The 11,863-nt window shown below is 60.8% G+C and carries 11 protein-coding genes; 8 read left to right on the forward strand and 3 right to left on the reverse strand.

Translation table 11 applies throughout. The annotated features are described in order from the left end of the window. From VFE81_RS27160 to VFE81_RS27170, 3 genes are all read left to right on the forward strand, one after another. On the forward strand, window positions 1-401 hold a 401-nt coding region (locus VFE81_RS27160; protein ID WP_325047539.1), incomplete at its 5' end, for a LysR substrate-binding domain-containing protein. 226 nt (window positions 402-627) lie between these two features. After that, window positions 628-1,935, forward strand: a complete 1,308-nt coding sequence (locus tag VFE81_RS27165; protein WP_325047540.1) for an MFS transporter — start codon at window positions 628-630, stop codon at window positions 1,933-1,935. A gap of 60 nt (window positions 1,936-1,995) precedes the next feature. Then, window positions 1,996-3,243, forward strand: a complete 1,248-nt coding sequence (locus tag VFE81_RS27170) for an amidohydrolase family protein (RefSeq protein ID WP_325047541.1) — start codon at window positions 1,996-1,998, stop codon at window positions 3,241-3,243. Window positions 3,244-3,286: 43 nt separating this feature from the next. On the opposite strand, the gene VFE81_RS27175 is transcribed toward VFE81_RS27170, so the two are convergent. Further along, window positions 3,287-4,198, reverse strand: coding sequence for a DMT family transporter (locus tag VFE81_RS27175; protein ID WP_325047542.1), 912 nt, complete (start codon window positions 4,196-4,198; stop codon window positions 3,287-3,289). 124 nt (window positions 4,199-4,322) lie between these two features. Between VFE81_RS27175 and VFE81_RS27180 the strand changes: the two genes are divergently transcribed. Further along, the gene (locus VFE81_RS27180) at window positions 4,323-5,243 is read left to right on the forward strand and encodes a LysR family transcriptional regulator (protein ID WP_325047543.1); all 921 of its coding nucleotides are present in this window, start codon (window positions 4,323-4,325) and stop codon (window positions 5,241-5,243) included. A gap of 147 nt (window positions 5,244-5,390) precedes the next feature. Further along, the gene (locus VFE81_RS27185) at window positions 5,391-6,488 is read left to right on the forward strand and encodes an asparaginase (RefSeq protein ID WP_325047544.1); all 1,098 of its coding nucleotides are present in this window, start codon (window positions 5,391-5,393) and stop codon (window positions 6,486-6,488) included. 21 nt (window positions 6,489-6,509) lie between these two features. Here the strand turns inward: VFE81_RS27185 and VFE81_RS27190 are convergent, their stop codons facing one another. Together VFE81_RS27190 and VFE81_RS27195 are read right to left on the reverse strand one after the other, a co-directional pair. Further along, on the reverse strand, window positions 6,510-7,289 hold the full coding sequence (locus VFE81_RS27190) for a hypothetical protein (RefSeq protein WP_325047545.1): 780 nt from the start codon (window positions 7,287-7,289) through the stop codon (window positions 6,510-6,512). 99 nt (window positions 7,290-7,388) lie between these two features. Continuing rightward, on the reverse strand, window positions 7,389-8,369 hold the full coding sequence (locus VFE81_RS27195) for a chemotaxis protein (RefSeq protein WP_325047546.1): 981 nt from the start codon (window positions 8,367-8,369) through the stop codon (window positions 7,389-7,391). A gap of 399 nt (window positions 8,370-8,768) precedes the next feature. On the opposite strand from VFE81_RS27195, the gene VFE81_RS27200 reads away from it, so the two are divergent. The 3 genes from VFE81_RS27200 to VFE81_RS27210 all read left to right on the forward strand — a co-directional run. Continuing rightward, window positions 8,769-9,320, forward strand: coding sequence for a DUF4142 domain-containing protein (locus VFE81_RS27200; protein WP_325047547.1), 552 nt, complete (start codon window positions 8,769-8,771; stop codon window positions 9,318-9,320). Window positions 9,321-9,591: 271 nt separating this feature from the next. Next, window positions 9,592-11,319: a tetratricopeptide repeat-containing glycosyltransferase family protein gene (locus tag VFE81_RS27205; RefSeq protein WP_325047548.1), complete on the forward strand. Its 1,728-nt coding sequence runs from the start codon at window positions 9,592-9,594 to the stop codon at window positions 11,317-11,319. A gap of 186 nt (window positions 11,320-11,505) precedes the next feature. After that, window positions 11,506-11,863, forward strand: a 358-nt coding sequence (locus VFE81_RS27210) for an aldo/keto reductase (RefSeq protein WP_325047549.1), incomplete at its 3' end; no start/stop codon positions are given.

Genomic DNA, 11,863 nt, shown 5'->3' on the forward strand with positions numbered 1-11,863 from the left:
GATATCTCGCCGGCCGCGTGCTGGAACCCGCCGATCTCGCGCATGAAACATTGCTGATGCAGGAGGACGGTCAGCGGCAATGGATGTCGTGGTCCGAATGGTTCCGTCTCAACAATGTGCAGATGCCTGGCTCGCCGCAGTCGGTCGTCGTCAATCATTATCCGCAACTTGTGCAGATGGCGATTCTCGGCCAGGGCGTCGTGCTCGGCTGGCGTCACATGATCGACGCATGTTTGGATGAGGGGCTACTGGTGCGCGCCACGCGAGCATCGGCGAGCCATGGTGGTGGTTACTACGTCGTATCGCCGAACGATCGCGCGGAGAATCGGGCGGCGCGTCTCTTTACACGCTGGCTTTTCGAGCAGGCAGAGGCGCAGGCAAGCGGGCAGACGACCGCATAGATGGGCAACGCGGCCGCCTTCTGAAGATGTTTCGCATGCGCTACACGCATGCATGCATGTGAATCTTTCGTTTCGAAAACAAATCAGGTCTCTCTACGATCGGCTTTATGCATGCGAAAGCGCCGCTCGATTCCGATGCGTCGCCTTGCTGGCAGATCCGTCGGACCCGTAGCCACGCACCGGCCGCATGAGCGGTCGCACAAGCAGCCTGATGAGGAAAGAGACCATGCAAGGAACGCTTTCATCCAACGTCGCGATATCCGTGGATACGCTCGCGCGACAGCGGCGCCGCGCCATTATCGCCACTGTGCTCGGCAACGGGCTTGAGTGGTTCGACTTCACCGTCTATAGCTTTTTCGCGGTGGTCATCGCCAAGCTGTTCTTTCCGACCGGCAATGAGTTGACCTCGCTGCTACTCGCCGTCGCGACGTTCGGTGTGGGTTTTTTCATGCGACCGGTGGGTGGCATCGTGCTCGGCGTGTACGCGGATAAAGTGGGAAGAAAGACGGCGCTCTCGCTGACTATTCTGTTGATGGCGGGCGGCACTGCACTCATCGGCCTCGCGCCGACTTACGACCAGATCGGTCTGTGGGCGCCGGTGCTGATCGTGGTTGCCCGGTTGCTGCAGGGTTTTTCGGCCGGCGGCGAAATGGGTACCGCCACTGCGTTTCTTACCGAATATGCGCCGGCTGGCAAGCGCGCATTCTATTCGAGCTGGATTCAGTCGAGCATCGGCTTTGCCGTGCTGCTGGGCGCTGCGGTCGGCACGTTCGTGACGTCAAGCCTGAGCGCCGATGCGCTGCATTCGTGGGGCTGGAGAATGCCGTTCCTGATTGGCATTCTGATCGGGCCGGTCGGCTATTTCATTCGTAGCCGCATGGACGAAACGCCGGCGTTCAGCGCGGTTGCAGAGGATGCGAAAAGCGATTCGCCGCTCGCGGAAGTGTTTCGCCGCTTTCCACGCGAGACGTTCGCGAGCTTTTCGATGGTGATTCTGTGGACGGTGTGCACCTACGTACTGCTGTTCTATATGCCGACCTATTCGGTGCGCACACTGCATCTGCCGCAATCGATGGGTTTTCGCGCCGGCATGTTCGGTGGCGTGATGATTATGTGTTTCTCGCCAGTGATCGGCGCACTCGCTGACCGCTTCGGCCGCCGCCGCTTTCTGTCCGGCGCTGCTGCATTGATCCTGCTGCTCGCGTGGCCGATGTTCGCTTACATCAATCACTCGCCTGGGCTCACTTCGCTGATGGTGTTTCAGGGCGTGTTCGGCTTGCTGATCGCTGTCTACACCGGTCCGATTCTCGCGGCATTCTCGGAGCTGTTCCCGACCAAGGTGTTGTCTACAGGGCTCTCTGTTGCGTACAACTTCGCGGTGACGATTTTCGGCGGTTTCGCGCCGTTCTTCATCACGTGGCTGATCGCGTCGACGGGCAGCAATATGGCGCCCGCAATCTACGTGATGATCGCCGCGACCATCAGTCTCGTCGGCACGTTCTATGTGCGCGATCCGCGCCGTAGTCATGCCTGAAGCAACGCGTCCGGCGAACGAAAGCCGGGTAGATTCCTTCATCCAGTCAGGAAGATATCAATGAGCATTACGGTAATCAGCGGCGGCAACGTACTCGATCTGGCCCAGGGTGCGTTGCTCGACCATCATCATGTCGTGATCGAAAACGGCCATATCGTCGAAGTCACCGATCGTCCTGTCGATCTGCCGAATGCGCGCGTGATCGACGCGCGCGGCAAGACGGTGATGCCCGGCTTGATCGATTGTCATGTGCACGTTCTGGCTTCGCGTGCGAACCTGGGTGTGAATGCAACGCAGCCGAATATCCTCACCGCGATTCGCGCGTTGCCGATTCTGAAGGCGATGCTCGGCCGCGGCTTCACGACGGTGCGCGACGCGGGTGGCGCGGACTGGGGTTTGACGCAAGCGCTGGAGAGTGGCCTGATTCCGGGGCCGCGTATTTTCCCATCGGGCAAGGCGCTGTCGCAAACCGGCGGCCACGGCGATTTCCGTCCGCGTGGCGATATGCTCGAACCGTGTTCATGCGCGTTTCGTGCCGGGGCGATTGCGCGGGTTGTCGACGGTGTCGACGCGGTGCGACTCGCCGTGCGTGAAGAGATTCAGAAGGGTGCCACGCAGATCAAGATCATGGCGTCAGGCGGCGTCGCTTCGCCGACCGATCCGATCAGCAACACACAATACTCGGAGGACGAAATCCGCGCGATCGTCGCCGAAGCGCAGGCGGCCAACACCTACGTGATGGCGCATGCGTACACCGGTCGCGCGATTTCGCGTGCGATTCGCTGCGGCGTGCGTACGATCGAGCACGGCAATCTGGTCGACGAAGCCGCCGCGAGACTGATGCGCGAGCACGGCGCGTTCGTCGTGCCCACGTTGGTCACATACGATGCGTTGGCCAGGCACGGCGCCGATTACGGTTTGCCGGCCGATTCGATCGCCAAGGTCGAAACCGTGCGGCAAGCAGGGCGCGACTCGCTGCAGATCTATGCGAACGCCGGGGTGCCAATGGGATTCGGTTCGGACCTGCTCGGCGAAATGCACACATTCCAGAGCGACGAATTGCGGATACGCGCTGAAGTACTCGGCAATCTGGAAGCGTTGCGCTCAGCTACGACAATCGCGGCCGATATCGTCAATCTGAGCGGCAAGCTCGGCGCTATCAGAGCCGGGGCGATCGCCGACGTGCTGGTGGTCGACGGCAACCCGCTCAAGGACATCGGTGTGTTGACCGGCCAGGGCGAGCGCCTCGTGTATGTCTTGCAGCGTGGCGAGGTGGTGAGCGAGCGGGGCACGGTCGCGTCACGTTGATCGAGATGCGTGTGCAGCGCTCGGCGTGCGTTGCTTCAATGCTTTAAGCGGCCGCCGCGCTCACACGCAACGCCGTCCATCGCACCGTTGCGAGAATCGATGCCGCAACGATCAACGCACCGCCGACCCAGGCCGTCGTTGAAATCCGTTCACCCAACCAGATGCAGGCGAATAGCGCGCCGAACGCGGGCTCGCTGCCCATCAGCAGCGACACACGCGTCGGGCTGCTGCGTTTGATCGCGAAGTTTTGCGCGAAGAACGCGAACAGTGTGCACGCGATCACCAGGTAGCCGATGTAACCCCAGAACATGGCGTGCCCGGCGAGCGACGGCACCGGCTGCCACTGTTGCGGCACAAACAGCACTGCCACCGCCGCGCTGCCGAATGCCACCACACCCGACTGAACCGCCGTCACCGACAAAGGCGGCAACGTGGAGTCGCGCATCACGCGTTTAGTCACGCACACATTCAGCGCGCGCAGCAGCGCGGCGAGCAGAATCAGCGCGTCGCCGGGATTGAAACTCAGCGCGCCATCTCCCGCCAGCAGCCAGGCGCCGAACAGCGAAAGCGCGACCGCCGCCCATTCGATGCGACTCGGCTTACGCTTGAGCAGCCACCATTCGACAAGCGGCGTCAGCACCACACACAGACTAATCAGAAACGCCGCGTTGGCCGCGCGCGTCAGCAGAATGCCGAAGGTTTCGCTAAGAAAGATGCCGAGCAGCAGGGCGCCTGCGATCAGCACGCCGCGCAGCGTGCGGGCATCGGCGGCGCGTAGATGGCGCAAGGTGGGCGACAGGATCACGAAGGTGACGCCGAAGCGCATCGCCAGCAAACCCAGCACCGGATAGAACACCAGGGCGCTCTTAACGACGCCATAACTGGTGCCCCAGACCACGGCGACCGCGAGCAGCATCAGATCGGAGAGCAGAAGCAGGCGTTCTTGTTTCGACATGGCGGACCTCGAGCAGATGAACGCGTATTGTCGAACTTTGCTTGTGAGGCGATAATCGGGTCGCTGCGCACAGCATTTATGTCGCATATGCATTAATCGGTTAAATCCCCGCGAGCGCTCTACGATGAACCCAACCGACCTTTTCGCCTTGCTGCCGGACATGGCGGTTTTCGCGCGTGTTGTCGATGCCGGCAATTTTTCGGTAGCCGCGCGTCAGCTCGGCAGCACGCCGTCTACCGTCAGCCGTCAGATCAAGCGGCTCGAGGATGCCCTAACGACACGCCTGCTCGAACGGTCCACGCGCACGGTGCGGGTCACGGAATCGGGTGCTCAGGTGGCGCGTTTCTGTCGCGACATGGTGAGCGCCGCATCGGGCGCGGTGGATGCCGCAGGGCAACTGGCCGGCAGGCCGCAAGGCAAGGTGAGCGTGAGCGCGCCGACCGCGTTCGCGAAGACGGTGATTCATCCGCTGATTCCCGGCTTTCTGCGCGCCTATGATGAAGTCGACCTGCAACTGCTTTTCACCGATCACGACGTCGACCCGCTCGCTGACGATGTCGATCTGGTCATCCGTCTGACCGAGCATCCACCGCAAGGGCTCGCGGGACGCAGGTTGGGCGCGGTGCGTTGGCTGCTGGTTGCGTCGCCCGCTTATTTGCGTGAGCGCGGCACGCCGGCGCAACCGCGCGATCTCTTCAAGCACGATTGCATCTACCTCGGTGAAACTGCTGACGACAACCGCTGGCGTTTTCGCCGCGGCAGCGAGACACAAACCGTCGACGTGAAGGGGCGTTATATTGCCAATCACGCCGGCGCGCGGCTCGAAGCCGCGCAGCAAAATTTCGGTATCGCGAACTTGCCTGAGTTTGCCGCCACCGATGCGTTGCTAAATGGCGAACTCGTGCAGGTGTTGCCCGACTGGAAGCTCGAGGCGCGCGCTTACGTGGGCTCGGTGTGGCTGCTGTATCCGCCGAACCGCTTCTTGCCGCCAAAGGTGAGGGCGTTGATCGATTATCTCGTCGAGCATATTCACGAGGCGGCTTAAGCGCCCGTCCAATTCGCCGTGCAATGCGTTCGCATGGCCGTGGTCGTAGAGAATCGATTTGGTTTGCACGAAAGACGAACGTAGAATCACTCGCGTCGCCATTTATAACGATCGTAACGACCTGACGCGATCAGGAGGAGAACGAGCATGACCTTGCGCGAAACCGGGCCGGTTGCGGCGACTGTCTATCGCGGCGAAGCAATCGAGAACACACATATCGCCCATGTCGCGGTGGTTCAGGCCGATGGGCGCCTGCTGTATTCATTTGGCGATCCTTCGCGTATCACGCTGGCACGCTCCGCGGCCAAGCCCGCGCAGGCCTTGGCGGTGCTGGAAACCGGCGCGCTCGAGCGTTTCGGGTTCGACGAAATCGATCTCGCACTCATGTGCGCCTCACACAGCAGCGAGGCGCGCCACATCGAACGCACGCGGCAGATGCTGGCCAAAGCGCAGGTCAGCGAAACCGATCTGCGTTGCGGCGGCCATCCACCGCTATCTGACACCGTGTATGTCGACTGGCTGAGGCGCGATTTCAAACCGGACGCGGTCTGCAGCAATTGCTCGGGTAAGCACGCCGGCATGCTGGCCGGGGCGCGTTCGATCGGCGCGGCGATTAAGGGTTATGAACTGCCTGAGCACCCGTTACAGGTACGCGTGAAGCACACCGTCGCCGACGTATGCGACTTGCCGGACGAGGCGGTGCAATGGTCGATCGACGGTTGCAATCTGCCGACGCCGGCGTTCGCCCTCGACCGACTTGCGCGCCTGTTCGCGAAGCTTGCTGCGGCGGAGGACGAGACTTCAGCTTCCTCTGCCACATCTTCTTCCATTGCGCCACGAACCGTTGCGCTCGCGCGCATCTATCGTGCGATGGCGGCGCATCCGGAATGGGTGGCAGGCGAGGGCCGCTTCTGCACCGCGTTGATGCGGGCGTTCGATGGTGCGCTGATCGGCAAGGTAGGTGCCGACGGTAGCTACGCGATCGGCGTGAGGGCTTCGCGGCAGACTGCGCAGCTCGGCGCCGACGGCGCGCTTGGCATTGCGGTCAAGGTCGAGGACGGCAATATCGGCGTGCTGTACGCCGTCGTTGCTGAACTGCTCGCGCGGCTCGATATCGGCAGCCCTGAGCAACGTGCGCAACTGGGCGCGTTCCGTGCGCCGCCGATGTTCAACACCATGGGCGTCGAAATCGGCCATCTGGCATTTTCGCTTGCGCTCGAAGCGCATCCACACAGCCAGGCGTGAAGCTGCGCAGGGCTGCGCTCGTTATGCGTCGTCTTTCTTGAAGCGATCCTGTATGGCCACCAGTTGATCGTCGCTGGTGGCTACGATCCACAGACGGGCACGCTCGACCATCAGGCGATTGTGATCCTTTAGCGCGCCCATCGACACGGCGGTTTTCCACGCAACGGGTGCGGCGCGGCTGGTTCTTCCTGACGGCGTACCAACCAGCAGTGCGTAGGGTCCGAGGGGCAACGAGACGAACGGCATGGCCGGCTTGATGCGCACGCGCCAGTCGACGAATGGCGAATCGCTGAAGAGAAGCGGCGTGGGCAGACCGTGCAGCACGGTGAAATCATAGAGCGCGAGTTGTTCACGCATTGGCCCGTAGACCTGACGAATATCGTTGACGAGCGCCGCGCGGATTTCGTCGTCGAACATCGCCTCCTGAGTGTAGTGGTCGACTGCTTGCAGCGCGTCGTGCTGATAGGCGCTGAAGATCGCCAGGTCGAGGCAATCGTGAACGGCGCGTTGGACTTCCGCGGCGGAGCCGGCTTCTTCGGGTTTGCCGAGTTGCGCGGCGCGCAGGAAGCGCGCGAGGGCGGCATCCTGGGTTAACGGGCCGATGGCTAGTGGATCGTCGGTGGCGTCTTTGTCTAGAGGGACATAGAGGTATTTTTCTGCCGCGAAGCGGGATTTTTTGCCGTCATCAAAGCTGATTTCGCCGGTGGCGCAGTTGATGTATCGAGTGCCGATGTGGCCGTGTTCCCACACGTAGTTTTTCAGGAAGGGACGCAGGGGGTGGAGTGGGTCTGGTTGTTGCATTTCTGCTTTGCACTCCGTGCGCGGTTTGGGTTGGTTTGGGTATGGTCACATAGAATTGGTTTTATTGGGGTTTTTTGCCTGCGGTCAAAAAAACCAACCTCAAACAACGCCCTCCACCGCTGGCACCGCCGCCAAAACATTCCGGATAGCATCAGCCAGCTCCGCGGCTGCAAACTTCGCCACATACCCATTTGCCCCGGCATTCTTCACGTGCGCCTCATTGGCGGCGCCAGTCAAAGAAGAATGAATGATCACCGGAATATCCCGGGTCCGCTCGTCAGCCTTGATCTGCCGGGTCAACATGAACCCATCCATCGCCGGCATCTCGAGATCGGTCAATACCAGTGCAATATTGTCCTTCACCCGCGTGCCGGTAGCCTGCGCTTCACGCGCGGCCTGCTGCAACGTATTCCACGCCTCCTCGCCCGTCTTGGTCATCACGTAGTCCGCACCGATCGCACTCAACGCCTGCTCGATAAGCTTGCGTGCAAAACCGGAATCGTCAGCGGCAAGAATCTTCGCGCCACGGCGAATACCAAGCGCTTCACCCACGGAGGTCGGGTCGACGCTCGGATGCTGTGACGGAAACACGTCGCGCAACACCTGCTCCACATCGATCACCTGGGCGAGCCGCGAGTCGCCCGTGTTGCCGTCAATGCGCGCGATGCTCGTCACCAGATTGCCTCCGGCCGCACCCTCGGCGGATAGCACCTGGTTCCATTCGAGCCGAACGATGTCGTCCACTTCCTCGACCGCAAAAGCCTGTGTTGAGCGCGCGAATTCCGTCACCAGCAAGATGTTCAATCCACGCGTCGGCTCGCAGCCCATCAGGCGCGGCAAATCGATCACGGGGATGATCTGCCCGCGAATGTCCACAGCGCCCATGACGTACGGCGAAGAACCCGCAATCGGTGTCACCGGCGGCATCGTCGAGATTTCACGCACTTTGAAGACGTTGATGCCGTAAAGCTCGTGCGCGTCGCTGCCAGGAACGGAACCCAGCCGATACAGCAACAACTCGAATTTATTGGAACTCGTCAGGTTGCTGCGTTCGTTGTTCGCGCGGTGATCTACTGCCATCAAAATTCTCCAGAGATTGCGGTGCGTGGTGCGCCATGCATACCTTCACTCGGTCCTGGCGCGTGCCCTACATTTTTGTTATCGGCGCAACAGCAGAAAAGTTCAGTGAATTCAGAGGTTTTACTAATGCTTTCTGATGAGCACCCAGCCGCTATTCGGGGCAGGAAGAAGAAGTGGGCTTACAGCAAAACTGGGTAATTTGTATGAAGGTTACCTAACGTTACAGAAGCGACAGCATGGTTTCACATGCTGGGTAACACGCCTCCTAGAATGCACAGCGATAAGAGCGCGGCGCCGTTAGCCAGTAGCAAGCGAATTGCAAGCTATCAATGCAATCGCACGCGGTGGCCAAGGCGCACACGCATCGCTGTCGTTCCGCTTCCACCTCAAGGAGAACATATGATCCGCTTGCCTCTCGCCGCCATCACCAGTGCCTGCGTGGCCGGCCTTATGGTTGTCACTACCGCGGCCAGTGCTCAGACCGCACCGGCCGCACCGGACACCGCTCGTATTCATGCCGCCGACCAGGCTTTCATCGCCGATGCCACCAAAGATGTCGCCACGCAACGCGATGCCGCACGCATTGCCACCTCGCGCTCCAGTGACCGGGACGTGAAGGCTTTCGCAGAGCGCGTGTCGAACGACAACGCAAAAATCTCGGACGCACTGCGCGCCGCGAGCCCGCGCGGTGTCGACGTGCCGAAGAACGATCCGGACGCAGCGGTGCTCGCGAGCATCAATAACCTGCGTGGTGCCGACTTCGACAAGACCTACATCGAGCAGGTCGCGCTCGCAGGCGAACAGAAAACGCTGTCGGCATTCCAGGCGGAGATCGCCTCGGGTCGCGATGAGCAATTGAAGGACGTCGCGAAGAAGTCACTGCCGACCATTCAGGAGCATTACGCGATGGCTCAGGAACTCGCCAAGCGTAAGCATCTGACTGCCCAGTAAGCCGCACGCCGGGCACAGTCTGGCACTCAACGCGCGTCACGTTGCGGCGTGACGCGCGCCATCAGCGCTGCATAAAAGAACGCCTCCAGCACCAGCAGCAACCCTTTCGCTCGCGGACAACCAGGGCCGCCCGCATGCAGCAAACTAAATGCGTTTTTTTCGGCGATAATCGGCTTCGTTCTTTCGGGTCGGGCCTGCGCGGTTTCAGCGCGATGCAGACAGCTCGAAAGAGGTCTTCCTATTCCACGCGCATTCAATCAAAGCTCACCGCATGAGCAAGCCCGCCAATCTCCCGCAACAGTTGGACCATATGCTTCGGCAAGCCGTCGCGCTTCAGCGGAACGGCGCAGTCGCTGAGGCCGAAGAACTCTATCGTGAGATTCTCGAACTCAAGCCACGCCATTTCGAGGCGCTGCAATTGTTGGGCTCGCTCGCGCTGCAGACGGGTCGTGTACAGGAGGGCATCGAGTTCCTCAGAAAGGCGCTCGCCATTAATGCGAAACAGGCGCCGCTTCATTCGAATCTCGCCTATGCGCTCAATGCTTTGCAACGTTTCGACGAAGCACTCGGGAGTGCCGATCGCGCGCTCGCCTTGCAACCCAGATTCCCGGACGCATTCAACAATCGCGGCAATGCGCAAGCCGGCCTGAATTTACCGGACGAAGCGCTCAGCAGCTTTAATCGCGCGATCGCATTGATGCCGGATTTCGCGCAAGCCTGGAACAATCGCGCTTGCGTGCTGCGCGATCTGGGCCGTCCCGCCGATGCGCTCGCAAGCTGCGATCACGCGCTCACATTGCAGCCGAACTATCCCGACGCATGGAGCAATCGCGGCAATGCGCTCAGCGATCTGAACCAGCCGAACGAAGCGCGGCAAAGCTATCAGCGCGCGCTAGAGCTCGACCCTGCGTTTGCCGATGCATGGAACAATCTTGGTCTGACCCAGATCGATCTCAATGAGCACGCGCAAGCGTTGCAGAGCTATGCGTGCGCGCTGGCTGTCAATCCCACCGCTGCCGAGACGCATTGGAACCGGTCGTTGTGTCTGTTGCAACTGGGGCAACTGGAAGCAGGGTGGAAGGAATACGAATGGCGCTGGGAGCGCAGCCGGATCAAGGCAGGCAGGCGCACGTTTGCGCAACCGCTTTGGCTGGGCGATTTTTCCATCGACGGCAAAACGATTCTGCTGCACGCAGAGCAGGGTCTTGGCGACACGCTGCAGTTTTGCCGCTATGCGCGGATGGTGTCGGCGCTCGGCGCAAAAGTCGTGCTGGAAGTACCGCGTGAGTTGATGCGGCTCATGTCGGCGCTCGACGGTGTGGATCAATTGATCGAAGCGGGTCAGACACTGCCGCCGTTCGATTGTCACTGCCCATTGCTGAGTCTGCCGCTCGCGTTCAAGACCGATCTCGCGAGTATTCCCGCAAAGACGCCTTATCTATTCGCCGACCCGCAAGCCACGCGTGAGTGGCACGAGCGCATCGCTGCACAAGCGGAAGGGCGCCTGAAAGTCGGACTCGTCTGGGCAGGCGGAAATCGGCCGCATGTCGCCGAGCTCCGCAAGAACGACGCGCGCCGTTCGATTACATTCGAGCGGCTCGCACCGATTCTCGATGTGCCGAACGTACAGTTCTTCAGCCTGCAAAAAGGACCGGCTGCGCTGCAACTGTCTCGCGGCGACTCGGCCGTAAGTATCGTCGACTACACAAAAGAACTCGACGATTTCGCCGACACGGCCGCACTGGTGGCGAACCTCGACCTGGTGATTTCGGTGGATACGTCTACCGCGCATCTGGCCGGTGCGCTGAACAAACCGGTATGGATTCTCAACCGCTTCGACACGTGCTGGCGCTGGATGCTGGAACGTACCGATACGCCCTGGTATGCACAAGCGAGGTTGTTCCGGCAGCCGGTATTGGGCGATTGGGATAGCGTGATTCGAAGTGCGCATGACGCGCTGGCCGTGTTGAGTGCCGAGGGAAAACCGGCGGCGCACTGAAGATAAGGCCTTGCCTGTGCGTTAACCGTATAGGTCGTGACAGCTCGCCTCACGCCGTTGCCATGACGGCGCACTTTGATCAGCGCGACATCTGTCACCGCAAAGTGCGAGCGGCGCGACACGTTTGCCCAGACGCGCGTAGACTGAATGTCCGTTTATCGACGGCTAGGCCACGGAGATTCATCAATGGAATACAGACATCTGGGTGCATCCGGTTTCAAGGTGCCGGTACTGAGTTTCGGCACGGGCACATTCGGCGGCAAGGGCGAATTTTTTCAGGCATGGGGCGCTACCGACGTCGCCGAAGCGCGTCGCCTGATCGACATCTGTTTCGATGCGGGCGTCACGATGTTCGACAGCGCGGACATCTATTCGAGCGGCGCTTCCGAGTCGGTGCTCGGTGAAGCGCTCAAGGGCAAGCGCGACAAGGCGATCATATCGACCAAGGCGACTTTCCGTTTCGACGACGGTCCGAACAATGTCGGCTCGTCACGCTTTCATCTGATTCAGGCAGTGGACTCGGCGCTCAAACGTCTGCAAACCG

Source organism: Paraburkholderia sp. (genome assembly GCF_035656215.1).
GTDB lineage: Bacteria > Pseudomonadota > Gammaproteobacteria > Burkholderiales > Burkholderiaceae > Paraburkholderia.

Bases quoted from the DNA above. Each gene is read 5' to 3' on its own strand.
- VFE81_RS27165 (WP_325047540.1), top strand. From the start codon at position 628: ATGCAAGGAACGCTTTCATCCAACGTCGCGATATCCGTGGATACGCTC.
- VFE81_RS27170 (WP_325047541.1), top strand. From the start codon at position 1,996: ATGAGCATTACGGTAATCAGCGGCGGCAACGTACTCGATCTGGCCCAG.
- VFE81_RS27175 (WP_325047542.1), bottom strand. From the start codon at position 4,198: ATGTCGAAACAAGAACGCCTGCTTCTGCTCTCCGATCTGATGCTGCTC.
- VFE81_RS27180 (WP_325047543.1), top strand. From the start codon at position 4,323: ATGAACCCAACCGACCTTTTCGCCTTGCTGCCGGACATGGCGGTTTTC.
- VFE81_RS27185 (WP_325047544.1), top strand. From the start codon at position 5,391: ATGACCTTGCGCGAAACCGGGCCGGTTGCGGCGACTGTCTATCGCGGC.
- VFE81_RS27190 (WP_325047545.1), bottom strand. From the start codon at position 7,289: ATGCAACAACCAGACCCACTCCACCCCCTGCGTCCCTTCCTGAAAAAC.
- VFE81_RS27195 (WP_325047546.1), bottom strand. From the start codon at position 8,369: ATGGCAGTAGATCACCGCGCGAACAACGAACGCAGCAACCTGACGAGT.
- VFE81_RS27200 (WP_325047547.1), top strand. From the start codon at position 8,769: ATGATCCGCTTGCCTCTCGCCGCCATCACCAGTGCCTGCGTGGCCGGC.
- VFE81_RS27205 (WP_325047548.1), top strand. From the start codon at position 9,592: ATGAGCAAGCCCGCCAATCTCCCGCAACAGTTGGACCATATGCTTCGG.